Source organism: Mixta sp. BE291 (assembly GCF_031457955.1).
Taxonomy (GTDB): domain Bacteria; phylum Pseudomonadota; class Gammaproteobacteria; order Enterobacterales; family Enterobacteriaceae; genus Mixta.
Window position 1 is genome coordinate 14,985 of sequence record NZ_JAVDXN010000006.1, and the last position, 25,190, is coordinate 40,174.

Sequence of the window (25,190 nt, forward strand, 5' to 3'; positions counted from 1 at the left end):
ACAAGCTATCCGCATAGCTTTTTAAACATAAAAAAAGGGGTTAGCGCTACGCTAACCCCTTTATTGCTATTAACTTTAAGATGTCGCTTACGCGAGCTCTTAGTTAAGGCGCTCTTTGATACGAGCTGCTTTACCAGTACGCTCACGCAGGTAGTACAGTTTCGCTTGACGCACGGCACCACGACGTTTCACGGTGATGCTGTCAATGACCGGTGAGTGAGTCTGGAATACACGCTCAACACCTTCGCCATTGGAAATTTTGCGAACAGTGAATGCAGAGTGCAGACCGCGGTTACGAATAGCGATAACCACGCCCTCGAATGCCTGCAGACGCTTTTTAGAACCTTCAACGACCCATACTTTCACTTCCACGGAATCACCCGGACGGAAAGAAGGTACGTCCTGCTTCATCTGCTCTTGTTCGATCTGCTTGATAATGTTGCTCATAATTAAATCTCTTATCCTGGGTAAACTGATCTTATCGGAAGGCTAGTCTTCCGCATCATAGTTTTGTTGCGCGCTGAATTCCTGTTGGAACTCGCTAAGCAACTTTGCTTGCTCTTCAGTCAGAGCCAGGTTTTCCAGAAGTTCAGGTCTTCTAAGCCAGGTACGGCCAAGCGACTGTTTCAGGCGCCAGCGGCGAATATCGGCATGGTTGCCCGACAGTAATACTGACGGAACCTCCAGCCCTTCTAACACTTCAGGACGGGTATAGTGCGGACAGTCCAGCAAACCATCGGAAAACGAATCTTCCTCTGCTGACGCCTGTTTGCCCAGCACGCCTGGAATAAACCGGGCGACTGAATCAATCAAGGTCATCGCTGGCAGCTCTCCGCCGCTGAGTACGTAATCCCCAATCGACCATTCTTCATCGATTTCAGTCTGGATCACGCGCTCATCGATCCCTTCATAGCGTCCGCAAACCAGAATTAACTTCTGCTGCGTCGCCAGTTCGCAAACTCCATCTTGATCGAGTTTGCGCCCCTGAGGTGACAGATAAATCACCTTAGCACCCTCTCCCGCCGCCGCTTTCGCTGCGTGGATGGCATCCCGTAAAGGTTGCACCATCATCAGCATCCCGGGACCGCCGCCATATGGACGATCGTCCACGGTGCGGTGTCGGTCATGCGTGAAGTCACGTGGACTCCAGCTTTGGACGCTGAGCAGGCCATTTTTTACTGCCCGGCCAGTTACCCCGTAGTCGGTAATAGCGCGAAACATCTCTGGAAACAGGCTGATAACACCAATCCACATAGAGCTCGCCGTTGAATTACCGTTTTGTTCGGAGGTCAAAAACCAGGATCCCAATCTACTTCAATGGTGCCGGTAGTGAGATCGACTTTCTTGATAACCTGTTCATCAAGAAACGGAATTAACCGCTCTTTCACACCGAACGCATCTTTCAGGTTTGCCTTAACGACCAGTACGTCGTTTGAACCGGTTTCCATCAAATCAATGACTTTACCCATTTCATAGCCGTCAACGGTAACTACCTGGCAACCCATCAGGTCTTTCCAGTAGAAATCGCCTTCATCCAGCTTCGGCAACTGCGTGGCATCGACTAAAATTTCACAGTTAGTCAACTGGGCCGCCGCATCACGATCATCAATGCCTTTGACCTTGATGATAATATCCTGATTATGGTGCTTCCAGCTTTCCAGCTCAACCTGCTGCCATTTACCGGCGCGCTGAATGAACCAGGGCTGATAGTCAAAGATGCTGTCGGCATCTTCGGTGGAAGAAAACACTTTGAGCCAACCCCGAATGCCGTAGGCCGCGCCCATTTTTCCCAGCGTGACAGGATTAACGGGAGGCTGTGTGGCGAGTTGTTTGCTCATGCTAACCACCGTGACAGATTAAGCTGCTTTCTTAGCTTCTTTGATCAGCGCGTTAACGCGATCGGACAGCGTAGCGCCCTGGCCAACCCAGTGCTCAATACGGTCCAGGTCCAGACGCAGTACTTCAGCCTGACCAGATGCGATCGGGTTGAAGAAGCCTACACGCTCAATGAAACGACCATTGCGTGCGTTACGGCTGTCGGTTACGACAACCTGATAGAACGGACGCTTTTTCGCGCCGTGACGTGCCAAACGAATTGTTACCATAACATCCTCTTCAGTTAATAAAACAACCGGGCCCCATCGAGGAACGGGGCCCGGGTGTCGTATAAAAAGCCCGAAAATTTTACTCATTTTGGCGCAAAAAGCAATCTAAAGTGAGCAAGCCGTCGGGACTTTACATTGGAACGGCTTAACGGCCCGGAAAGCCCGGCGGCATCATGCCTTTCATTCCGCGCATCATTTTCGCCATGCCGCCCTTTTTCATCTTTTTCATCATGCGCTGCATGTCATCGAATTGCTTCAGCATCCGGTTGACATCCTGCACCTGCATTCCTGAGCCTGCGGCGATGCGGCGCTTGCGTGAGCCTTTGATTATCTCAGGTTTTTCACGCTCTTTGCGCGTCATGGAATTGATCATCGCTTCCATCCGCACCAGTACTTTGTCATCCATCTGCGACTTAACGTTATCCGGCAGCTGCCCCATTCCGGGAAGTTTTCCCATCAGGCTGGCCATGCCGCCCATATTGCGCATCTGCTTCAGCTGTTCGAGAAAATCATTCAGATCAAAGCCGTCGCCTTTTTTCAGCTTATTGGCCAGCTTTTCAGCCTGAGCGCGATCAACCTTGCTTTCGATATCTTCGATCAGCGACAGCACGTCGCCCATGCCGAGGATACGCGATGCCAGACGATCGGGATAAAACGGCTCCAGCGCTTCGGTTTTTTCACCGACGCCCATAAATTTAATCGGCTTGCCGGTGATATGACGAATCGACAGCGCGGCACCGCCGCGTGCGTCGCCGTCAACCTTGGTTAAGATCACGCCGGTTAACGGCAGCGCTTCATTAAACGCCTTCGCCGTATTCGCCGCATCCTGACCGGTCATGGCATCGACCACAAACAGCGTTTCCACCGGATTAATCGCGGCGTGAACCTGTTTGATTTCGTCCATCATCGCTTCATCGACGTGCAGACGACCGGCGGTATCCACCAGCAGCACGTCGTAGAACTTAAGCTTTGCTTCTTTCAGCGCATGGTTAACGATATCAACCGGCTTCTGGCTCAGGTCGGACGGACAGAAATCCACGCCTACCTGCTCTGCCAGCGTTTCCAGCTGTTTAATCGCCGCCGGACGATAAACGTCGGCAGAGACCACCAGCACTTTTTTCTTGTGCTTTTCACGCAGGAACTTACCGAGCTTACCGACGCTGGTGGTTTTACCCGCGCCCTGCAGGCCCGCCATCAGCACCACGGCCGGTGGCTGCGCAGCCAGGTTAAGCGCGTGGTTTTCAGAACCCATCGCCTCAACCAGCTCATTGCGCACAATCTTGATAAACTCCTGACCTGGCGTCAGGCTTTTATTCACTTCGTGCCCAACCGCGCGCTCTTTTACGCGGTTAATAAATTCACGGACTACCGGCAGCGCAACGTCCGCCTCCAGCAGCGCCATACGCACTTCGCGCAGGGTTTCTTTGACGTTCTCTTCGGTCAGCCTTCCGCGGCCGCTGATATTGCGCAGGGTTTGCGACAATCGATCGGTTAAATTATCAAACATTGTCTCTCGCTCAAGATAAAACAGAGCCGCCTGGGCGACACAATGTGGCGGATTATAACACGAAGCATTGGCGATCTCTGCAATCGGCAATGAGAACGTTTGGTGCAAACTCTGGCTGGCGCTATACTGCGTTTTTCTTCATCTTTCCGATATTTGACCATCCTATGTCTGCTTTTGCTCTTCTGGCGCTATTTGCCTACTCATTTAGTCTTGCTCTGATTGTTCCCAGCCTGCTGCGGAATAACGGCGCCTGGCGACGCATCGCGGTTCTGTCGGCAACGCTGGCGCTGGCGGCGCATGCGGTTGCGCTCCAGCAGCGCATCTTCGTCAACGGGGCGCAGAATCTGAGCCTGTTGAACATCGGTTCGCTGGTTAGCCTGCTAATCTGCATCATTATGACCGTGGTCGCCTCGCGTAATCGCGGCTGGCTGCTGCTGCCGGTCGTCTACAGCTTCGCGCTGATCAACCTGGCCTTCGCCACTTTTGTGCCGAATGCCTTTATTACGCATCTGGAAACCACGCCCGGCATGATGATTCATATCGGACTGGCGCTGTTTGCCTATGCGACGCTGATTATTGCCGCGCTCTATGCGCTGCAGCTGGCGTGGATCGATTATCAGTTGAAAAATAAACGGCTGGCTTTTAGCAACGATATGCCGCCGCTGATGACCATCGAGCGCAAAATGTTTCATATCACCCAGGTTGGCGTCGTGCTGCTGACGCTGGTACTCTGTACCGGCCTGTTTTATATGGAAAATCTCTTCTCGCCTGAGAACGTAGACAAAGCCGTGCTGTCGATTCTGGCCTGGTTTGTTTATATCGTTTTGCTCTGGGGACACTATCATGAAGGCTGGCGTGGACGCCGCGTCGTCTGGTTTAACTGCGGCGGCGCATTGCTGTTAACCATGTCCTATTTTGGCAGCCGCGTCCTTCAGCACCTGCTCACTCACTGATTTATACAAGGATTTCGCGTTGGAACATGTTTCAACCACCACACTGATTATTACGCTGGTTGTGATGATTCTGGTCTCGGCCTATTTTTCCGGCTCCGAGACCGGCATGATGACCCTCAACCGCTACCGGCTGCGCCATAAAGCGAAAAACGGCAACCGCAGCGCCCGTCGCGTTGAGAAATTGCTGCGGCGGCCGGATCGCCTGATAAGCCTGGTGCTGATCGGCAACAACCTGGTTAATATCCTCGCCTCGGCGTTGGCGACCATCGTGGGTATGCGCCTGTACGGCAACGCTGGCGTCGCCGTTGCTACCGGCGTGCTGACCTTTGCCGTTTTGATTTTTGCCGAAGTGTTGCCGAAAACCATTGCCGCCCTCTACCCGGAGAAGGTGGCCTACCCCAGCAGCCTGCTGCTCGGCCCGCTGCAAATCATCATGATGCCGCTGGTCTGGCTGTTAAATACCATTACCCGCATCCTGATGCGCATGGTTGGCATCAAGTCGGACGCCTCAATCAGCTCAGCGCTGAACAAAGATGAACTGCGTACCCTGGTGTATGAATCCCGTTCGCTGATGTCGCGCCGCCATCAGGAGATGCTGCTGTCAGTGCTCGACCTGGAGAAGGTCAACGTGGATGACATTATGGTGCCGCGTAATGAAATCGTCGGCATCAATATCAACGATGACTGGAAGTCGATTGAGCGTCAGGTTTCTCACTCCCCGCACGGCCGTATCGTGCTGTTTCGCGATTCGCTGGACGATGCCGTAGGCATGCTGCGCGTACGTGAAGCGTGGCGCATGATGACCGAGAAAAAAGAGTTTACCAAAGAGAACCTGCTGCGCGCCGCCGATGAGATCTACTACGTGCCGGAAGGCACCCCGCTTAACGTGCAGCTGGTTAAATTTCAGCGCAACAAGAAGAAAGTGGGTCTGGTGGTTGATGAGTATGGCGATATTAAAGGGCTGATCACCATTGAAGATATTCTGGAAGAGATTGTCGGTGACTTTACTACGTCAATGTCGCCTTCGCTGGCTGAAGAGGTGATGCCGCAAAGCGACGGCTCGGTGCTGATTGAAGGCACGGCTAACGTGCGTGAAATCAACAAAGCCTTTAACTGGCACCTGCCACAGGAAGATGCGCGCACCGTTAACGGTATGCTGCTGGAAGAGCTGGAGGAGATCCCGCAGGCGGGCACGCGTATCCAGATAGAGAACTACGCTATCGATATCCTGGATGTGCAGGACAATATGGTGAAGCAGATCAAAGTGACGCCGCAGCAACCGCTGAAATCCAGTGTCGGTTCTTGATCCGCCGTAAATAACAAGGGCCGCATCTGCGGCCCTTTTTTTATGCTTACGCTTAGTGGATTTCCAGCTCTTTCAGCTTATCCTGCGGCAGCGCCAGCTCATCATTGTGATTCACGCGTACGTCATGCTCGATGATGTGACGCGCGATATCTTTCGCCTCATCCAGCGAGTGCATCTGATACGTGCCGCACTGGTATTCATTCAGTTCCGGGATCTGGTTCTGGTCGTTGACCTTCAGCACATCATCCATCGCCGCTTTCCATGAATCCGCCACGCGCTGCTCGGAAGGCGTACCGATCAGGCTCATATAAAAGCCGGTGCGGCATCCCATCGGGGAGATATCAATAATTTCCACGCCGTCACCGTTCAGGTGGTTACGCATAAAGCCTGCGAACAGATGCTCAAGCGTATGGATACCGCGCTCCGGCATCACTTCTTTATTCGGCACGCAGAAGCGCAGGTCAAATACCGTGATGGTGTCGCCATGAGGCGTATTCATGGTTTTCGCTACGCGTACTGCCGGTGCGGCCATACGCGTATGATCAACGGTAAAACTGTCCAGTAATGGCATATCGTTACCTCAGCTAAAATTTTTTTTGTGAACGATGAAACTTTTCTGTTCGCCGTGCGTCTGAATAAGTGAAAGACGCGCATTTGTTATCATCATCCCTGACAACAGAGATGTTCATTTGGCCACAGTGATGTGGCCATTTTCTTTTCTATCCCTTCTTACTCGCCAGAAACTCCGTGAAGCTCAGGCTATCTGCCGCTTCCAGCTCCTGCTGCGCCTGACGCGAACGTTGTGCTTCCGCGGTGAAATCGCCCTCAGTCAACACCTGCATCGGCTCTGCCATTAGCATCTGACGATACTGCTCAGCCAGCGCTAATCCGCTTCCGCTGATGCCGTTGTCTAACATTGTCTGCAGAATACGTGCCGAGTAAGTAAGTTCCGGATCGTCAAAAGAGGCGACCAGCCGATCGCAAACCTGCTGATAATCCGGCGTGCCGGACTGGCTATCCAGCACTTCCGCGACGCGTTTCAGATCGGCGAACAGCGCTTTGCCCACCAGGGTTAACGGCTGACGCGTGTCGTCACAGCCGATGCCGATGGTCTGGCCTGGCTTACGGCCTTCAAGGATAACGCGGTTCCAGTTTTGCCGTGCGCATTGCAGTTCGGCGCTGCTCATTTCCGGTGCATCCGCCAGGGTACACCAGATCAGGAACAGATCGAGGAAGCGCACCTGATTTTCATCGACGCCAACCGGGGAGAAAGGATTAATATCAAGCGAACGCACTTCAATATATTCAATGCCGCCGCGCGCCAGCGCATCAGAAGGTGCTTCGCCGGAGCGCGTCACGCGTTTAGGGCGAATCGGCGCATAGAGTTCGTTCTCTATTTGCAGCACGTTGGTGTTCAGCTGCAGCCAGTTCCCCTGCTCATCTTTTACGCCCATGCGCGCATATTCTTCAGACGGCGTCTTGATCGCTTTTTTCAACGCCTCGACATAGCCTGCCAGGGTGTTAAAGGTGATGCCAAGGCTGCTCTGTGACTTATTGGTATAGCCCAGGTCGCTTAAGCGCAGCGACGTCGCATGCGGCAGCCAGAGCATACCTTGCTCGTTGCGCTCGAAAGGCAGGCTGCTCTCTTTTCCCTGCAGGAAAGTGGAACACACCGCAGGCGAGGCGCCAAACAGATAAGGAATCACCCAGCCGAAACGATAGTAGTTGCGGATCAAACGCAAATAGCCGGCAGAGATCGCCTCTTTCCCGCTTTCCGCATCTTTAACGCCTGCCCATGCCTGCCAGAAAGAGAGCGGCAGCGAGAAGTTATAGTGCACGCCGGAAATGGTTTGCATCAGCGCGCCGTAGCGGTTCTTTAAGCCTTCGCGATAAAGCGTTTTCATGCGCCCGATGTTCGAGCTGCCATACTGCGCCAGCTGGATATCATCGCTGTTTTCAATCACGCAGGGCATACTGAAAGGCCACATCCGCTCTTCACCCAGCTCCTGAGCCACGTGACGATGAATATCGCGTAAAAACGCCAGCAGGTGATCGATATCACGATCGACGGGGGTAATAAACTCCAGCAGCGATTCAGCGAAATCGGTGGTGATCCATTTATGAGTCAACGCCGCGCCAAGATCCGCCGGATGGCCGGTTGTCGCGATTTTACCGTTTGGCCTGACACGCAGCGTCTCACGCTCAATGCCACGACCAATACCTTTCAGGGCGTCAGGATGTGCTTCCAGCCAGGAAAGCGCCTGTGATACGTCCGGGATCAAAGTGACCTCCCGCTCAGAGAATAATTTATTTTTGTTTAGCATAATGTTAACCGTAGCCCTGATTCTGAATGAATCAATGCCACCACGCCATACCCTGTAAAGTTGCGGTCGCGACCACTACGTAACGCAGGGTCTTGCCAATAGCCAGGAACAGCACTACCGGTAGCCATGAGAAACGCAACCATCCAGCCAGGACACACAGCAGATCGCCAATCAGCGGTAACCAGCTGAATAACAGTGCTGCAGGACCAAACCGACGCAACCACGCCATTGCTGTGTTATGCCATCGCCCCTGCTTTGGCGGCAGTAAGCGGCCAATGACAACATTTGTTAACCCGCCGAGCGTGTTCCCTACGGCGGCGACAAAAATCAAACCTAATGCTGGCGTCTTCCCTGCCAGTAATAACGTCACCAGCAGCACCTCAGAGCTGCCAGGAAGCAGCGTGGCGCTCAAAAAACTGCTGGCAAATAACGAACCGTAACTCAGAATCTCATTCACAGTAAGCGAACATCTACCGCAGCCATACCGGCGGCCTGAGCGGCCTGCAGGCCAAAGTCCGCATCCTCAAACACCACGCATTTCTCAGGATCGACGCCCATGAGCGCGGCGCAGCGCAAGAAAGTATCGGGTTCGGGTTTGTGGCGCGTTACATCATCGGCACCGACGATAACGTCAAAATAGTGGCGCAGATTTAGATGCTGTAATAACGCGTCGGCCATTGCATGTTCACTACCGGTGCCGACCGCCATCGGCTTGCGCCCGTGATACGCTTTAACCACGTCGATAAGCGGCAACGGACGAACGCTGTCAAACAGCATCGCCTTAACGGCCGCCGTTTTTTCCGCGGCCAGCTGGAAAGGATCGAGGTCGGCCTGATGGCTGGCAATAATAAATTCCGCCACACGCCAGGTTGGCGAGCCGTTCAGCCCAATCATCGCCTGTTCGTCAAAGGATAAACCATATTGCGTCAGCACCCGATCCCAGGCCCGGCGATGGGTTACTTCGGTATCGAGAATAGTACCGTCCATATCGAAAATCAGACCATCATAACGATCGTACATATCCTCTCCCGGCAGTGAATAAATGCCCCATTACTTTAACGTAAAGTATGCAGGTTGTCGCCGGTAGCAGTGAACAGCAAATGCTTTGAATCTATTGAAGAATTCAGGAATCAGAAAAAGGTGAGAGAGTTCAGGAACCTGGCAAGCCATGCTGGCGCCAGTAAACAGCGGAACAAAAAAACAGAGAACAGGAAAAACATAAGCGGGAAGAATCAGAAGATAATGCGCAATTGCAAGGGAAAATAAAGAGAGTACATCAAGGGAGGAACTAAACGGGTATATCAGAGGGAGAACTAAAAATGGTGCATCCGGGAGGATTCGAACCTCCGACCGCTCGGTTCGTAGCCGAGTACTCTATCCAGCTGAGCTACGGATGCATTACAAATTCTTGTATAACGCAGGGTGCTGACAACTCACCGTGACACAGGCTGCTAACACTGTCTCGTTTTACTTCTTAGAGATGGTGCATCCGGGAGGATTCGAACCTCCGACCGCTCGGTTCGTAGCCGAGTACTCTATCCAGCTGAGCTACGGATGCATTACAAATTCTTGTATAACGCAGGGTGCTGACAACTCACCGTGACACAGGCTGCTAACACTGTCTCGTTTTACTTCTTAGAGATGGTGCATCCGGGAGGATTCGAACCTCCGACCGCTCGGTTCGTAGCCGAGTACTCTATCCAGCTGAGCTACGGATGCATCATTAAATGGCGGTGAGAGAGGGATTCGAACCCTCGATGCAGCTTTTGACCGCATACTCCCTTAGCAGGGGAGCGCCTTCAGCCTCTCGGCCATCTCACCTTACGCGTTCTTGCGAACTGTGCTGCTGAACTTTGTTTCCGCTCATCGGCACTGCGTGGCGCACATATTACTTTCCCGCACTTATAAGTCAAACAATTTTTCCCAACAAATTTTTGATTGCGCAAAAGCCACTCAATTCGCATATTTTGACGACAAAAAGAGTGAATTATCAACAGTAAATCCGGAGGCAGTTCACAATCAGGGGAAAACAGCCGAGAAAAAATCAGGCGGGTAAAAACATTGCGCCTCGCTGTAATGAGAGCGAGGCGCGGGATTCGGTATAGCTTTTATTGCGGTTGGCTCTTCTCAGCCTGGATACGCTGATATATTTCTTCACGGTGTACGGAGACTTCTTTCGGCGCGTTCACACCAATACGAACCTGGTTACCTTTAACTCCCAGTACCGTTACCGTCACCTCATCACCAATCATGAGGGTTTCACCAACTCGACGAGTTAGAATAAGCATTCTTTGCTCCTTGAAAGATTAAAAGAGTCGGGCCTGTCGGGTCCCCGGCATTATCCATCATATAGCGCTAAACGTAGATGATGACAAATAACGCAAAGCATCTTGTCACGCTAATACATTCTGCTGATAGTTAGTTTAGCCGAAATCACTACCCTCAACCTGACTTTGTTATTACAGAGTACGGATTGCATGAAAAAGCGCCAGCGGAGGTTATCCACGGCGCTTTCCGTACTGCTTTTTTTATCCCTTACAGTTTAGCAGATACCCAGGACTCAACGCTGGCCAGCGCAGCAGGCAGCGCCTGTGCATCTGTACCGCCCGCCTGCGCCATATCCGGACGTCCACCGCCTTTACCGCCAACCTGCTGCGCCACAGCGCCAATCAACTCGCCCGCTTTCACACGGTCGGTAACATCTTTTGTTACACCCGCAATCAGTGAAACCTTGCCGTCGGTCACCGTCGCCAGGACGATTACTGCCGAACCAAGCTGATTTTTCAGTTCATCAACCATGGTGCGCAACAGTTTAGGATCCACATTGCTCAGCTCATTGACCAACAGTTTTACCCCGTTGATATCTTTGGCTTTGCTGCTTAGCGATGCGCTCTCCTGCGCCGCCTGCTGATCTTTTAACTGCTGTAACTCTTTTTCCAGCGCGCGTGCGTGATCGATGACCGCACGCACTTTCTCATTCAGATTGCTGCTGTTGGCTTTCACCAGCTGCGCGATATCATGCAGCTGCTCGGCCTGCGCGTTCACCTGCGCCAGCGCCGCTTCGCCCGTTATCGCCTCAATACGACGAATACCGGCAGCGGTACCGGATTCAGAAGTAATGCGGAACAGACCGATATCGCCCGTGCGGCTGGCGTGCGTGCCGCCACACAGCTCGGTAGAGAAATCGCCCATCGAGAGTACGCGTACGCGCGCATCATATTTCTCGCCAAACAGCGCCATCGCGCCTTTTTCTTTGGCATCCTCGAGATCCATGATGTTGGTCTCAACCGGCAGGTTACGACGAATCTGCGCGTTCACGATATCCTCAACCTGACGGATCTCTTGTGGCTTCATCGCTTCAGCGTGCGAGAAATCGAAACGCAGGTATTTATCGTTAACCAGTGAGCCTTTCTGTGCGACGTGCGTGCCCAGCACCTGGCGCAGCGCGGCATGCAGCAAGTGCGTTGCCGAGTGGTTCAGACGAATACGGGCGCGACGCGCCTCGTCAACCTGCGCATCCAGACGATCGCCAACGCGCAGATGACCTGATGTCAGCTTGCCGGTGTGGCCGATAGCCTGACCATACTTCTGCGTGTCGCTGACGCTAAACTCCGCATTGATCCCTTTCAGTACGCCGGTATCGCCTACCTGGCCGCCTGATTCGCCATAGAACGGCGTCTCATCCAGCACAATCACCCCTTCCTGTCCGGCGGTGATCTCATCAGCTGGCTGACCGTTAACATAGATCGCGGTGATCGCCGCTTTAAGCGCCAGATTGTCATAACCTTTAAAGGATGACGCAGCGTCGATACTGATAACGTTGCTGTAGTCAGCGCCAAAACCGCTGGCTTCACGCGCACGCTGGCGTTGACGCTCCATTGCCTGCTCAAAGCCCGTTTCATCGATTTTCAGGTTACGCTCACGGCAAACATCGGCCGTCAGGTCAGCCGGGAAGCCGAAGGTATCGTACAGACGGAAGACGGTTTCGCCATCCAGCGTATCGCCCTGCAGATTGGCCAGCTCTTCGTCCAGCAGTGCCAGACCGCGCTCCAGCGTTTTAGCGAACTGCTCTTCTTCCGTTTTCAGAATCTGCTCTACCTGCGCCTGCTGGCGTTGCAGATCTTCACCTGCGCTGCCCATCACGGCAATCAACGGCCCTACCAGCTTATGGAAGAAGCTGCCTTTCGCGCCCAGCATATTGCCATGACGCACCGCGCGACGAATGATACGACGCAGCACATAGCCGCGGTTCTCATTGGACGGCACCACGCCATCAGCAATCAGGAAGGCGCAGGAACGGATATGGTCGGCGATAACCCGCAGCGATTTATTGCTGAGATCGGTGCTGCCCGTTACCTCTGCCACGGAAGCGATAAGGTTCTGGAACAGATCGATTTCATAGTTGGAGTTAACGTGTTGCAGTACCGCAGAGATACGCTCCAGCCCCATTCCGGTATCAACGGAAGGTTTTGGCAGCGGCAGCATGGTGCCGTCAGGCTGACGGTTAAACTGCATAAAGACGATGTTCCAGATCTCAATATAGCGGTCGCCATCTTCTTCCGGGCTGCCCGGCGGGCCGCCAAAGATATGATCGCCATGATCGTAAAAAATCTCACTGCACGGGCCGCACGGGCCGGTATCGCCCATCTGCCAGAAGTTATCGGAAGCGTAAGCGCCGCCTTTGTTATCGCCGATACGAATAATACGTTCAGCCGGTACGCCAATCTCGTTCGCCCAGATATCCCAGGCTTCGTTATCGGTTTCGTAAACGGTCACCCACAGGCGCTCTTTCGGCAGGTTAAACCACTGCGCGGAAGTCAGCAGCTCCCAGGCGAAGGCGATCGCTTCTTTTTTAAAATAGTCACCGAAGCTGAAGTTACCCAGCATCTCAAAGAACGTGTGGTGACGGGCGGTATAACCGACGTTTTCCAGATCGTTATGCTTACCACCGGCGCGGACACAGCGCTGTGAGGTGGTGGCACGCGAGTAGCTGCGCTTGTCTTGTCCAAGGAAAACGTCTTTAAACTGGTTCATCCCGGCGTTAGTAAACAGCAACGTCGGATCGTTATGGGGTACGAGGGAGCTGCTGGCAACAACCTGGTGTCCCTTGCTATGGAAAAAATCGAGAAACGTTTGACGGATCTCAGCAGTACTCTTGCTCATAAATATCCTGGAATACGCTAACGAAGGTTCTTCCCTTGGCACCGGGCGGGCGTTCCACACGGCTGCGTGAAGAGTTACCAACAAAAAGTGGGAATAAGATAAATTTTCTTCCGAGGGAAGTAAAATCCCATCTCGACTCAATCATCATTATTTCGATAAATCGACTGGATATCCTCCATGAAAAACCCTTTCGCCTGCAGATAACGCAACACTTTGGATTTTTGTTTCCACTCCTGCGGCAGCGGCAGGCCAAACTTACGTTCGGCGGCGTCGAAAGCCTGAGCGGCCCAGTCAATTTCCGCTTCGCTCAGGGCGGTTTCCGCCAGCTCGCGCCCTATTCCCTTTTGCGCCAGCTCCATGCGGATACGCTGTGGGCCATAGCCTTTGCGGCTGCGGCTGACGACAAAACGTTGGGCAAAACGCACATCGTCCAGCCAGTTATGCTCATAGCACCAGGCGATAAGCTCTTCCAGCAGCGCTTCCGGAATTTCCTCAGCCGGTTCGTCATGACGCATTGCCGCGCGCGCAGCGGACTGCGCCATCTTACGACGAAACTCGGCTTCGCTATGATCGCGCATGGCAAGAATACGAGTGGCACGGTCTAACAGGCGTGCAAACGTGACCGGAGTTGCGGGCTTGTCAGTCATTATGCTTCCGTCAGGTTTGAAGTTTGCGATAAGCAGTAAAAAGCGAGGTTAGCGAGAATTAAGGCAGGATACAAAGAATTAGAGCAAAAAACCCCGGCCAGCTGGGCTGACCGGGGTGAGTAATTAGAAGTCTTCGTTCGTTTCGCTAGCGGTATCTTCGTAATTTTCCGCTGAAGCAGGCGCTTTGCCTTCCTCTACAGGGTTGTTCAGCAGCATATCACGCAGTTTCTGCTCGATCTCGTTAGCCACAGCGCTGTTTTCTTTCAGGTAGTTGCCGGCATTCGCTTTACCCTGGCCGATTTTATCGCCATTGTAGCTATACCATGCGCCCGCCTTCTCGATCAGCTTGTGCTTCACGCCCAGATCCACCAGCTCGCCGTAGATGTTGATGCCTTCGCCATACATGATCTGGAATTCAGCCTGTTTAAACGGCGCGGCGATTTTGTTTTTCACCACTTTCACGCGCGTTTCACTGCCGACGACGTTATCACCCTCTTTAATCGCGCCGATACGACGGATATCAAGACGCACAGAAGCGTAGAACTTCAGCGCGTTACCACCGGTGGTGGTTTCCGGGTTACCGAACATCACGCCGATCTTCATACGGATCTGGTTGATAAAGATCAGCAGCGTGTTGGACTGCTTCAGGTTACCGGCCAGCTTACGCATCGCCTGGCTCATCATACGCGCGGCCAGACCCATGTGTGAGTCACCGATTTCACCTTCGATTTCCGCTTTTGGCGTCAGTGCTGCCACGGAGTCAACGATGATCACGTCTACCGCGCCGGAGCGCGCCAGCGCATCACAGATTTCCAGCGCCTGCTCACCCGTATCCGGCTGAGAACAGAGCAGGTTATCGATATCAACGCCCAGCTTCTTGGCGTATACCGGATCCAGCGCATGTTCCGCATCGATAAAGGCGCAGGTTTTACCCTTACGCTGTGCAGCGGCGATCACCTGCAGCGTCAGCGTGGTTTTACCGGAAGATTCCGGCCCGTAAATTTCAACAATACGGCCCATCGGCAGGCCGCCAGCACCAAGGGCGATATCAAGCGAAAGCGAACCGGTCGAGATGGTTTCCACATCCATTGAGCGGTCTTCACCCAGGCGCATGATGGAGCCTTTACCAAATTGCTTCTCAATTTGGCCCAGCGCTGCTGCCAGAGCCTTTTGCTTGTTTTCGTCAATAGCCATTTTTACTCCTAATCATGCCGGGGTAAAGCACGCCACGGTTGTGTGCAGTGCTCTCGTTCATTGGATGGTAATTATACTGTATAATCATACAGTATCAAGTCAAATTTTTGAGAAAATCATCATGCAAAACCTGTAACGCGGTCGCGACCGTTTGCCGCCGTACGGCGTCGCGATCTCCCTGAAATACAACCCTTTTTTGCACCGTCTCGCCTGCTGCTGTGGCGAAGCCAAACCAGACAGTGCCAACCGGTTTTTCCATGGTGCCACCGTCGGGTCCGGCGATGCCGCTAACCGCAATGGCGAAGTCGGCGTTGGCCTCTTTTAACGCGCCGAGCGCCATCTCTTTGACCACCTGTTCGCTTACCGCGCCCCACTGCTGCAGGCTCTGGTCAGAGACGCCGACCATCTGCTGTTTGGCATCATTACTGTAGGTGATAAACGCGCGTTCAAACCAGGCGGAACTGCCTGCGATATCGGTTAACACTTTCGCGATCCAGCCGCCGGTACAGGATTCGGCCGTGGTGACCGTTGCCTGGCGCTGGCGCAGTAGCTCTCCGTTAGCGGCGCTTAAGGTTTTCAGTTGTTCGTCGGTCATGGTCTCATCCTTGTTGGCTTTACCCGCCACGTTAACAATAAAGCGGGCGCAGGGCGTACCCTTTTTGCCGTTTGGCCTGAATAGCATGATGATTTTGCGAGGCAGGTTCCCGCTTTATATGTGGGCTTTCACCTCACTTAGCAAGGCTGCTGCCGACCTATTCCGCACAGGGAAATGTCGCTAAGCTTTAGTATGGCTGCTTTTTTCGCAAGGGTTAAACCGGCGGTAACAACAAGCGGGCGAAATCAGGCCGCACTTTCTGGCAGGCAGACTAAGTAAAGACGAAAATTGAGATCGCGGTTGGATTATTGTGCGACTTACTGTGACACCCGACTAAAAAAGGGATTAATTTAAAACACCGTTTCAAATTTTTCCTGCGGAGAACAATATGGAAACACGGCCTGCTTTTTCCGGCGTCTGGTGCCCTTCGGTCACGCCGTTTACGTCAGACAATCAGCTGGATCTTAACGCGCTGGCGCAGCATTTTGCCCGTCTCGACGCCTCCGGCATCGACACGCTGCTACTGATGGGCAGCATCGGCGAGTTTGTTTCATTAACGCATACCGAGCGTAAATTACTGCTGCGTGAAGCGCGCGGCATGTCACGTCTGAGTATGGTCGCCAACATTTCCAGCGGCAGTAAAAGCGATATGTTGGAGTTAGCGCAGATTGCCTGGCAGAGCGGTTTCGATGCCGTGATGGTGCTGCCGCCGTGGTATTACGGCCAGACCCGGCAGCAGCTCATGGCCTACTACCGGCAGCTGGATCGTGAGCTGGATGGTAAATGGTTCGCCTATAACTTCCCGGCGCGTACCGGTTGCGATTTGGATGCGATGCTGGTGGCGGAGCTGGCCGCAGAGCTGCCGAATTTTATCGGTATTAAAGACACCACCGATTGCCTGTCGCATAACCGCGCTTTAATAGAAGAAACCAAAAAAGTACGCGGCGATTTCGCCGTGCTCTCTGGTTACGACGAATATCTGTTGCCTAATCTGCTGGCGGGCGGCGCGGGGGTGATTAGCGGTTTGAATAATCTGGTACCGGCGATGTTTGCTGAAGCGATGCAGAGCTGGCAGGCCGGTGATTTAGCTGCGCTGACGCAATTCCAGCAGCGTATTGGCAAACTCATGGCGATTTACACGGTCGGCGATGACTTCGTTACCACCATTAAAACCGCGGTTGCCCGCAAATATGGCTATATGACGCCGCTTTCACGCAACAGCGGCGGAACCCTGAGCAACGCGCAGTGCGATGCGATTGATCTGCTGTTCAGCTAGCCGGAAAGGCGGCAGCGAAGCCAACGCTTAGCTGCTCTGCCTGACGGCGTAGTCACGTTAGATCTTCTTCACGAATTCAGATTTAAGCTTCATCGGACCAAAACCGTCGATCTTACAGTCGATGTTATGATCGCCTTCCACCAGCCGGATCCCTTTCACTTTGGTACCGATCTTCAGCGCCGAAGAGCTGCCCTTAACCTTCAGATCCTTGATGACCGTTACGCTGTCGCCATCCGCCAGCTGCGTACCGTTGGCGTCACGCACAATAAGTTCCTGATCCTGTGGCGCGCCCGCCTCCTGCTGCGTCCAGATATGACCACATTCAGGACAATTCAGCGTATCGCCATCCTGCCAGGTATATTCAGAATGGCACTCAGGACAAGAAGGTAAAGTCTGCATTAGAACCTCAAAAGTTACGACCCAACGGGTAACGAAAAAAGGCGGCTATTCTATAACCTTAGCTTTGCTGTGGATAGCGTTATTCACCGCGCACGCTTGATGTAACGCAAGCTTCCGCTATTTTGCGGCCTGTGCCGAAGAAGCATGATAAGGAAAAGAATAAACCTCCCTTTCTGACGCCTCGCCTGCTAACGTCGGGTAGCGCTTTCGAGACTTTAACGATAGGATCCGCCTGACTTCCCAGACCGCCGCAGAGACCAACAGGAACCCGCAAGTTGAGTGACATGAACGTGAAAGGATCAACCGCTATGGATATTGGCAACCACACCCCGATGATGCAGCAGTACCTTCGTCTGAAGGCGCAGCATCCCGACATTTTGCTGTTTTATCGCATGGGGGATTTCTATGAACTGTTTTATGACGATGCCAAACGCGCCTCTCAACTGCTGGATATCTCCTTAACCAAACGCGGCGCCTCCGCCGGTGAACCGATTCCTATGGCAGGCGTGCCCTATCACGCCGTGGAAAACTATCTCGCCAGGCTGGTGCAATTAGGCGAGTCGGTGGCTATTTGCGAACAGATCGGCGATCCGGCGCAGAGCAAAGGCCCGGTAGAGCGCAAAGTGGTGCGTATCGTTACGCCTGGCACCATTAGCGACGAAGCGCTGCTTAACGAGCGTCAGGACAATTTGCTGGCAGCGATCTGGCAGGATGCGCGCGGTTTCGGCTACGCCACGCTGGATATCAGTTCCGGCCGCTTTCTGCTGACCGAACCGGCGGACCGCGAGGCGATGGCCGCCGAGCTGCAGCGCACCAACCCTGCCGAGCTGCTTTACCCGGAAGATTTCGCCGCGATGGATTTGATTGAAAATCGCCGCGGCATGCGTCGCCGTCCGCTCTGGGAATATGAGCTGGATACCGCGCGCCAGCAGCTTAACCTGCAATTTGGCACGCGCGATCTTACCGGTTTCGGCGTGGAAAATGCGCATATTGCGCTGCGCGCCGCCGGTTGCCTGCTGCAATATGTCAAAGATACGCAGCGCACTTCGCTGCCGCATATTCGCTCGCTGACCATGGAACGCCAGCAGGACAGCATCATTATGGATGCCGCTACGCGACGTAACCTGGAAATTACCCAGAACCTGGCAGGCGGCATTGATAATACGCTGGCCGCCGTGCTGGATAAAACGGTCACGCCGATGGGCAGCCGCATGTTGAAGCGCTGGCTGCATACGCCAGTCAGAGACAGCCGCGTGATTACGCAGCGTCAGGAAAGCATCGCCGCCCTGCAGGATCTCAGCGGTGAATTGCAGCCGGTGCTGCGTCAGGTAGGCGATTTAGAACGTATTCTGGCGCGTCTGGCGCTACGCACCGCGCGCCCACGTGATTTGGCGCGTATGCGTCACGCTTTCCAGCAGTTGCCGGAGCTGAACGCGCTGTTAATGGAGAGCGAGGCCGGACATCTCGCCACGCTGCGCCAGCAGATGGGCGAATTTAACGAACTGCGCGAGCTGCTGGAGCGTGCGGTGATTGAAGCGCCGCCGGTGCTGGTACGCGACGGCGGCGTGATTGCGCCGGGGTACAACGCTGAGCTGGATGAGTGGCGCGCGCTGGCCGATGGCGCGACTGATTACCTCGATCGCCTTGAAATCCGCGAGCGCGAAAAGCTGGGTCTGGACACGTTAAAAGTCGGATTCAACGCGGTACACGGTTATTACATTCAGGTAAGCCGTGGGCAGAGCCATCTGGTGCCGATTCATTACGTGCGCCGCCAGACGCTGAAGAATGCCGAGCGTTACATTATTCCAGAGCTGAAAGAGTATGAAGATAAAGTGCTGACCTCCAAAGGGAAGGCGCTGGCGCTGGAGAAAGCGCTCTATGATGAACTCTTCGATCTGCTGTTGCCGCATCTGGATGCGCTGCTGCAAAGCGCTGCCGCGCTGGCTGAACTGGATGTCTTAGCCAACCTGGCAGAGCGCGCCTGGACATTAAACTACACGCGCCCGCTATTAAGCGATAAGCCGGGCATTAAGCTGGTTGGCGGTCGTCATCCGGTGGTGGAACAGGTGCTGAAAGAACCCTTTATCGCTAACCCGTTGGCGCTCTCACCACAGCGCCGCATGCTGGTGATCACTGGCCCTAATATGGGTGGTAAGAGTACCTATATGCGGCAAACCGCCCTGATCGTGCTGCTGGCCTGCATCGGCAGCTTTGTCCCGGCAGAGCAGGCGACGATCGGGCCGGTGGATCGTATCTTTACCCGCGTCGGCGCGGCAGACGATCTCGCCTCTGGTCGCTCCACCTTTATGGTCGAGATGACCGAGACCGCGAATATTCTGCATAACGCGACCGAACACAGCCTGGTGTTAATGGATGAAATTGGGCGAGGAACCTCAACCTACGACGGGCTTTCTCTTGCCTGGGCCTGTGCCGAAAGCCTGGCCAGCCGTATCAAGGCGATGACGCTGTTCGCGACCCACTATTTTGAGCTGACCACGCTGGCAGAGAAAATGGAAGGCGTGGCAAACGTTCATCTGGATGCGGTGGAACACGGTGATACCATCGCCTTTATGCACAGCGTGCAGGAAGGCGCGGCCAGTAAAAGCTACGGACTGGCGGTGGCCGCGTTAGCGGGCGTACCGAAAGAGGTGATTAAGCGCGCGCGGCAAAAGCTGAAAGAGCTGGAGGCGCTATCGGGTTCGGCGGCGGCCAGCACTGCCGATGGCCCACAGCTCCCGCTGCTGGTGGAGGAGACGTCGCCTGCGGTTGAGGCGCTGGAAGCGCTGGATCCCGATACCCTTTCTCCGCGCCAGGCGCTGGAGTGGATCTATCGGCTGAAATCGCTGGTATAAAGTAAAGCGCGGCTGTTTTCTGCGCATCGCGCCTGAGCGGTTTGTCAGGCGCGGCATAACCAGCAACTATAAATTGCAGGCAATAAAAAAGCGGTGGTCACAGACCACCGCTTTCGCATTACCCTATTGCAGGAGCATTGTTACTCACGGAACAGAGCTTCAATGCTCAGGCCCTGCGCCTGCAGGATTTCACGCAGACGACGCAGACCTTCAACCTGAATCTGACGTACACGCTCACGGGTCAGACCGATTTCGCGGCCCACATCCTCAAGCGTTGCCGCTTCATAGCCTAACAGGCCGAAACGACGCGCCAATACTTCACGCTGCTTGGCATTCAGTTCAAACAACCACTTAACGATGCTCTGTTTCATGTCATCGTCCTGCGTGGTGTCTTCCGGGCCGTTATCTTTCTCATCGGCCAGGATATCCAGCAGCGCTTTCTCAGAATCTCCACCTAACGGCGTATCAACTGAGGTAATGCGTTCGTTGAGACGCAACATACGGCTTACGTCATCAACCGGTTTATCCAGCTGTTCGGCGATCTCTTCCGCACTCGGCTCATGATCCAGCTTGTGCGACAGTTCACGCGCGGTGCGCAGATAAACGTTCAACTCCTTGACGATGTGAATCGGCAAGCGAATGGTACGGGTTTGGTTCATAATTGCCCGTTCAATCGTTTGACGAATCCACCAGGTGGCGTAAGTTGAGAAACGGAAACCACGTTCCGGGTCAAACTTCTCAACAGCGCGAATCAAGCCAAGGTTGCCCTCTTCAATCAGATCCAGCAGCGCCAGACCACGATTGCTGTAACGACGAGCAATTTTCACCACCAGTCGTAAGTTACTTTCAATCATGCGACGACGAGACGGAATGTCGCCTTTCAGTGCGCGGCGAGCGAAGAATACTTCTTCCTCTGCCGTTAACAGTGGCGAATAACCAATCTCACCGAGATACAGCTGCGTCGCATCTAAAACACGTTGCGTCGCACCCTGTGACAACAACTCTTCTTCAGCTAGTTCGTTATCACCAGGTTCATTTTCAACAAGAGCCTTCTCGTCGAAAATCTCAGCTCCGTTCTCGTCGAATTCCGCATCTTCATGTAACTCGTTAACTTTCAGCGTATTCTGGCTCATAAGCGGCTCCTACCCGTGATCCTTGGGCAGAGTTCAAGGCTCTGCCCGTTTATCGCTGCGGTAAATAACGCAACGGGTTTACGGATTTCCCCTTGTAACGAATTTCAAAATGTAATCGTACTGAACTGGTACCGGTGCTACCCATAGTAGCGACTTTCTGCCCCGCCTTAACTTCTTGTTGTTCCCGGACCAGCATAGTGTCGTTATGGGCGTAGGCACTCAGGTAATCATCATTATGTTTGATGATAATTAGGTTACCGTAACCGCGCAGCGCATTACCTGCATACACTACACGACCGGATGCGGTGGCAACCACTGGCTGTCCTCGCGATCCTGCGATATCGATACCTTTATTGCCGCCTTCGGCTGCAGAGAAGTTATCGATGATCTTACCGTCAGTAGGCCAACGCCATCCAGCCACAGGGGTTGAACTGGACGTTGTACTGCTTACCGTCGGCGGTGCGGTAACCGGGGCTGTTGTCGTTGCAACAGTTGTATTCCCCGCTGAAGGCAACATCTTGCCTCCACCTGATTTTCCTGAATCATCAGAATACGTAATAACCGGTTGCTGCGCAACCGTAGAAGATTTGATTTCTCGTGAGCCTGGCGTGGTCGGAACACCCCCCTGGGTGGCGTCCGCTACCGTAATCGCGTTACCGCCGGTAATCGACGATCCTGAGCCGTTACCAACCTGCAAAGCCTGACCGACATTGAGGTTGTAAGGCGCAGCGACATTATTGCGCTGGGCAAGATCGCGGAAATCGTTGCCGGTAATCCAGGCGATATAGAACAAGGTATCGCCTCGCTTAACGGTATAGGTCTCTCCGCCGTAGCTACCTTTCGGAATATTCTCATAACTGCGGTTATAAACGATACGGCCATTCTGCGTCATAACATTAGCGTTGCTACTATTCGAATTCACGTTTGAACCGCTATTCGAACGGGACGCAAATACAGGCCGGGAGGATGACGCACCGTTTAGCATGCCGCCTGTCATATTACCGCCGCCCTGCGACTGGCCGCCAACCGAACTAATAGGAGCCTGAGCGTTATCAGCAGAAGTACAACCCGTCAGCCAAAATCCAATTAATGAAACAGCCGCAAGACGGCTCAAAGTAAAAAGTGGGCTTCCCGTGCTCATTTATCCCCCGTAATACGAATCTGTGACGAGCTTTGAAACCACGAACGTACTCAACCCGTTCGCTATCCATTGCTGACGAATGGAATGGCTGATACTAACAACAACCCAATTCCTGTGCCATTAATCAGTTGTGAAGAAATGCGTAGGCGGCGCAGGCTTCTCAGGCGAGATCGCCCTGCACCAGCGGCACAAAACGTACCGGCTCAATAATATCGACCATAAACTCGCCGCCTTTACGCCGCACGCGTTTCAGCGACTGAATTTCTTCCCCAACCGGCAATACCATAATGCCGCCCTCATCCAGCTGAGCCAGCAGGGCTTCAGGGATTTCCGGTGGCGCGGCGGTAACAATTATGGCATCAAACGGCGCGCGTGCCGCCCAACCTTGCCAGCCGTCGCCGTGGCGCGTGGAAACATTATGTAAATCAAGCTGTTTTAATCGGCGCTTCGCCTGCCATTGCAGCCCTTTAATGCGCTCAACGGAACAAACGTGATCGACCAGATGCGCCAGAATGGCGGTTTGATAGCCCGAGCCGGTGCCGATCTCCAGCACACGCGAATCGGGCTTTAGCTCCAGCAACGCGGTCATCCTTGCGACCATATAAGGTTGCGAGATGGTTTGCCCGGAGCCAATCGGCAGTGACATATTTTCCCAGGCCTGATGTTCCAGCGCCTCATCAACGAAGCGCTCGCGCGGCACGTCGCCGATCGCCTTTAGCAAAAGCTCATCTTCAATACCCTGCTGACGTAGCTGATCCAGCAAAGTCTCGATGCGTCTGCTTACCATAGCGACTCGACTCCGGCTTTGTTTAGCCAACTCGTCACCACCTCTTGCGCCTGATGGGCAGTGAGATCAACATGCAGCGCCGTCACAGAGACATAGCCTTCATCGACGGCGGCAAAATCGGTGTCTGGCCCGGCATCATGCTTATCGCCCGGCGGGCCAATCCAGTAGAGCGTATTACCGCGCGGATCTTGCTGAGGAATAACTTTATCGGCGGGATGACGGCTGCCGCAGCGCGTCACGCGAATGCCTTTGATCTGATCGAGCGGCAGATCGGGAACATTGATATTCAGAATACGTCCGGTGCGCAACGGCTCGCGCTGCAAGCCTTGCAGAATCGCGCAGGTTACCGCAGCGGCGGTCTCATAATGCTGCTGTCCGTCCAGCGATACCGCCAGCGCAGGCAGCCCCAGATGCCGCCCTTCCATCGCTGCAGCGACCGTGCCGGAATAGATGACGTCATCGCCTAAATTCGGCCCCGCATTAATTCCGGACACCACGATATCCGGCTTTGGTCGCATCAGCGCATTGACGCCAAGGAATACGCAGTCGGTAGGTGTGCCCATCTGCACGGCGATATCCCCATTGGGATAGGTAAAAGTACGTAACGGGGTTTCCAGCGTCAGCGAGTTTGACGCGCCGCTGCGATTACGATCGGGCGCAACCAGCTGCACCTCGGCAATTTCACGCAGGGCTTTGGCTAATGTCTGGATGCCTGGCGCATGGATCCCATCATCATTACTCAGCAATATCCGCATCTGTGGCGTAACTTCTTGTTTCATAAAGGACAACTCAGAAATTCCCGCTTATTTTTTCCTGTATATTGTCCTACGTCGATATTGCTGGACATTTATTATACAGAACAGGGGGGTGGCGTAATGTGAGGCATTCTAGCGCGCCTTATCCAGATCGGATAGCCTCCTTTTTTTTAAAACTCATTACACCATGCCCCCATTATTTGAGTTATGCATCAGAAACGTGCGGGCCTCGCTTTCATTAATTGAAACGTCTTTAAATGTACTGATGTTGTTTTCAATCCATGCATTAGCCTCTGCCAGCGTGAACTGCCAGTTAACGCGTGCCAGTTCATTAACAAAATCGCATACCCGCAGAGATAATCGCGCCGTCGATCCGGCATTTGCCGTACAGCAGCGGCACCGGGTGTGGGCGTCGCAAGTGAGGCGACTGGGGATCATGAGGAGGATGGGTTTGAGGAATTTATAAAGTGCGCCATAAACAAAAAGCCCGCCAAAGCGAGCCTTTTAATTCATCCGATTAGCTTTAAATCAGCCTTTCGATTTTTCTTTTGGTCACGATAGAAATTTTCGTGCGCGCCAATACTCAATAGATAGAGTTCTAGCTTATTTTCAACCCAGCTATACCCCAACAAAACCTGTTGGTGATGGAGTAAAAATTTATGCACGCGAAGGAAGTTTAAATCGCCCTTTTTCAGCTCTCCAATATCTGGATCTGCAATGATGCGGTCGATCTCATCTTCTACCACTGCCTGTAGTGTTTCAGGCAGCTTGTCCATTGCTTTTTCAAAGCGGCGGCTTTGAAAAACTTCAATATTACTTTCGTTCTGTTCTTCTGACATAACGGGAAACCTTCTGGTTATTGACTTCACTAAGCGCCAATAAGGTCTCACTGATAAAGCTGTAAGGCAGATCAGGGTTATCTTCAGCTATTCGGCCAATTTTGGCCCAATGTTCAATCTGCTTCGGAACACTGCGGCTGGCTGCATCAGCATGAATCTTAACGTCGTTAACAAAGTCATCGTCGAGACGGATACTAGTAGCCATAGGTTTTAC

Annotated in this window: 25 protein-coding genes and 4 tRNA genes; 4 read left to right on the plus strand and 25 right to left on the minus strand. The window is 53.5% G+C overall.

Annotation, left to right across the window (positions count from 1 at the left end; genetic code table 11):
- Positions 1-99: 99 nt before the first annotated feature.
- The 5 genes from rplS to ffh all read right to left on the minus strand — a co-directional run bounded on the left by rplS (position 100) and on the right by ffh (position 3,612).
- On the minus strand, positions 100-447 hold the full coding sequence (gene rplS / locus J2X14_RS14560; protein ID WP_025423346.1) for a 50S ribosomal protein L19: 348 nt from the start codon (positions 445-447) through the stop codon (positions 100-102).
- A gap of 42 nt (positions 448-489) precedes the next feature.
- Entirely contained in the window at positions 490-1,254 is a 765-nt protein-coding gene (gene trmD, locus J2X14_RS14565; protein ID WP_352411905.1) for a tRNA (guanosine(37)-N1)-methyltransferase TrmD, read from the minus strand.
- Between the two features lie 35 nt (positions 1,255-1,289).
- A complete protein-coding gene (rimM, locus tag J2X14_RS14570) occupies positions 1,290-1,838 on the minus strand; it encodes a ribosome maturation factor RimM (protein ID WP_352411906.1) in 549 nt (182 codons plus the stop codon).
- Between the two features lie 18 nt (positions 1,839-1,856).
- Positions 1,857-2,105, minus strand: a complete 249-nt coding sequence (gene rpsP, locus J2X14_RS14575; protein WP_352411907.1) for a 30S ribosomal protein S16 — start codon at positions 2,103-2,105, stop codon at positions 1,857-1,859.
- Positions 2,106-2,250: 145 nt separating this feature from the next.
- Entirely contained in the window at positions 2,251-3,612 is a 1,362-nt protein-coding gene (gene ffh / locus J2X14_RS14580) for a signal recognition particle protein (protein WP_352411908.1), read from the minus strand.
- Positions 3,613-3,776: 164 nt separating this feature from the next.
- Here ffh and J2X14_RS14585 point away from each other — a divergent pair, with 164 nt between their 5' ends.
- Together J2X14_RS14585 and J2X14_RS14590 are read left to right on the plus strand one after the other, a co-directional pair.
- Entirely contained in the window at positions 3,777-4,565 is a 789-nt protein-coding gene (locus J2X14_RS14585) for a cytochrome C assembly family protein (RefSeq protein WP_352411909.1), read from the plus strand.
- Between the two features lie 19 nt (positions 4,566-4,584).
- Positions 4,585-5,871, plus strand: coding sequence for an HlyC/CorC family transporter (locus J2X14_RS14590; RefSeq protein ID WP_352411910.1), 1,287 nt, complete (start codon positions 4,585-4,587; stop codon positions 5,869-5,871).
- 52 nt (positions 5,872-5,923) lie between these two features.
- Here J2X14_RS14590 and luxS read toward each other — a convergent pair whose 3' ends face one another.
- The 13 genes from luxS to pncC all read right to left on the minus strand — a co-directional run bounded on the left by luxS (position 5,924) and on the right by pncC (position 15,794).
- Positions 5,924-6,442 (minus strand): S-ribosylhomocysteine lyase, encoded by a 519-nt coding sequence (gene luxS, locus J2X14_RS14595; RefSeq protein WP_352411911.1) that lies wholly within the window; start codon positions 6,440-6,442, stop codon positions 5,924-5,926.
- Between the two features lie 148 nt (positions 6,443-6,590).
- The gene (gene gshA, locus J2X14_RS14600; protein WP_352411912.1) at positions 6,591-8,195 is read right to left on the minus strand and encodes a glutamate--cysteine ligase; all 1,605 of its coding nucleotides are present in this window, start codon (positions 8,193-8,195) and stop codon (positions 6,591-6,593) included.
- A 31-nt stretch (positions 8,196-8,226) separates the two neighbouring features.
- Positions 8,227-8,652, minus strand: coding sequence for a YqaA family protein (locus tag J2X14_RS14605; protein WP_352411913.1), 426 nt, complete (start codon positions 8,650-8,652; stop codon positions 8,227-8,229).
- Positions 8,649-9,215, minus strand: coding sequence for a fructose-1-phosphate/6-phosphogluconate phosphatase (yqaB, locus tag J2X14_RS14610; RefSeq protein WP_352411914.1), 567 nt, complete (start codon positions 9,213-9,215; stop codon positions 8,649-8,651). Before yqaB ends, J2X14_RS14605 begins: the two co-directional genes overlap by 4 nt.
- 300 nt (positions 9,216-9,515) lie before the next feature.
- Positions 9,516-9,592: transfer RNA gene (locus J2X14_RS14615), tRNA-Arg, on the minus strand.
- A gap of 84 nt (positions 9,593-9,676) precedes the next feature.
- A tRNA-Arg gene (locus tag J2X14_RS14620) sits at positions 9,677-9,753 on the minus strand.
- A gap of 84 nt (positions 9,754-9,837) precedes the next feature.
- Positions 9,838-9,914: transfer RNA gene (locus J2X14_RS14625), tRNA-Arg, on the minus strand.
- A gap of 9 nt (positions 9,915-9,923) precedes the next feature.
- Positions 9,924-10,016: transfer RNA gene (locus J2X14_RS14630), tRNA-Ser, on the minus strand.
- A gap of 287 nt (positions 10,017-10,303) precedes the next feature.
- Complete coding sequence (gene csrA, locus J2X14_RS14635; RefSeq protein WP_038624529.1) at positions 10,304-10,483, minus strand: carbon storage regulator CsrA; 180 nt, start codon at positions 10,481-10,483, stop codon at positions 10,304-10,306.
- A 247-nt stretch (positions 10,484-10,730) separates the two neighbouring features.
- A complete protein-coding gene (gene alaS, locus J2X14_RS14640) occupies positions 10,731-13,358 on the minus strand; it encodes an alanine--tRNA ligase (RefSeq protein ID WP_352411915.1) in 2,628 nt (875 codons plus the stop codon).
- Between the two features lie 137 nt (positions 13,359-13,495).
- Positions 13,496-14,005, minus strand: coding sequence for a regulatory protein RecX (locus tag J2X14_RS14645; protein WP_352411916.1), 510 nt, complete (start codon positions 14,003-14,005; stop codon positions 13,496-13,498).
- 123 nt (positions 14,006-14,128) lie between these two features.
- Complete coding sequence (recA, locus tag J2X14_RS14650) at positions 14,129-15,199, minus strand: recombinase RecA (RefSeq protein ID WP_352411917.1); 1,071 nt, start codon at positions 15,197-15,199, stop codon at positions 14,129-14,131.
- Between the two features lie 94 nt (positions 15,200-15,293).
- Positions 15,294-15,794 (minus strand): nicotinamide-nucleotide amidase, encoded by a 501-nt coding sequence (pncC, locus tag J2X14_RS14655; RefSeq protein ID WP_352412176.1) that lies wholly within the window; start codon positions 15,792-15,794, stop codon positions 15,294-15,296.
- Positions 15,795-16,182: 388 nt separating this feature from the next.
- Between pncC and J2X14_RS14660 the strand changes: the two genes are divergently transcribed.
- Positions 16,183-17,070: a dihydrodipicolinate synthase family protein gene (locus J2X14_RS14660; RefSeq protein WP_352411918.1), complete on the plus strand. Its 888-nt coding sequence runs from the start codon at positions 16,183-16,185 to the stop codon at positions 17,068-17,070.
- 57 nt (positions 17,071-17,127) lie between these two features.
- Here J2X14_RS14660 and J2X14_RS14665 read toward each other — a convergent pair whose 3' ends face one another.
- Entirely contained in the window at positions 17,128-17,469 is a 342-nt protein-coding gene (locus J2X14_RS14665) for a zinc ribbon domain-containing protein YjdM (protein ID WP_352411919.1), read from the minus strand.
- A 308-nt stretch (positions 17,470-17,777) separates the two neighbouring features.
- Here J2X14_RS14665 and mutS point away from each other — a divergent pair, with 308 nt between their 5' ends.
- Positions 17,778-20,321 (plus strand): DNA mismatch repair protein MutS, encoded by a 2,544-nt coding sequence (mutS, locus tag J2X14_RS14670; RefSeq protein WP_502890018.1) that lies wholly within the window; start codon positions 17,778-17,780, stop codon positions 20,319-20,321.
- Between the two features lie 140 nt (positions 20,322-20,461).
- Here the strand turns inward: mutS and rpoS are convergent, their stop codons facing one another.
- From rpoS to J2X14_RS14700, 6 genes are all read right to left on the minus strand, one after another.
- Positions 20,462-21,454, minus strand: coding sequence for an RNA polymerase sigma factor RpoS (gene rpoS / locus J2X14_RS14675; RefSeq protein WP_085070446.1), 993 nt, complete (start codon positions 21,452-21,454; stop codon positions 20,462-20,464).
- A 49-nt stretch (positions 21,455-21,503) separates the two neighbouring features.
- Positions 21,504-22,595, minus strand: coding sequence for a murein hydrolase activator NlpD (gene nlpD / locus J2X14_RS14680; RefSeq protein WP_352411920.1), 1,092 nt, complete (start codon positions 22,593-22,595; stop codon positions 21,504-21,506).
- 160 nt (positions 22,596-22,755) lie between these two features.
- Positions 22,756-23,382 carry a protein-L-isoaspartate(D-aspartate) O-methyltransferase gene (locus tag J2X14_RS14685; RefSeq protein WP_352411921.1) on the minus strand — a complete coding sequence of 209 codons (627 nt, stop codon included), beginning with the start codon at positions 23,380-23,382 and terminating at the stop codon, positions 22,756-22,758.
- On the minus strand, positions 23,376-24,137 hold the full coding sequence (gene surE / locus J2X14_RS14690; RefSeq protein WP_352412178.1) for a 5'/3'-nucleotidase SurE: 762 nt from the start codon (positions 24,135-24,137) through the stop codon (positions 23,376-23,378). The genes J2X14_RS14685 and surE overlap by 7 nt, the downstream gene beginning before the upstream one ends.
- Before the next feature lie 509 nt (positions 24,138-24,646).
- Positions 24,647-24,976 carry a type II toxin-antitoxin system RelE/ParE family toxin gene (locus J2X14_RS14695; protein ID WP_352411922.1) on the minus strand — a complete coding sequence of 110 codons (330 nt, stop codon included), beginning with the start codon at positions 24,974-24,976 and terminating at the stop codon, positions 24,647-24,649.
- Complete coding sequence (locus J2X14_RS14700; RefSeq protein ID WP_352411923.1) at positions 24,951-25,181, minus strand: ParD-like family protein; 231 nt, start codon at positions 25,179-25,181, stop codon at positions 24,951-24,953. The genes J2X14_RS14695 and J2X14_RS14700 overlap by 26 nt, the downstream gene beginning before the upstream one ends.
- Positions 25,182-25,190: the final 9 nt, after the last annotated feature.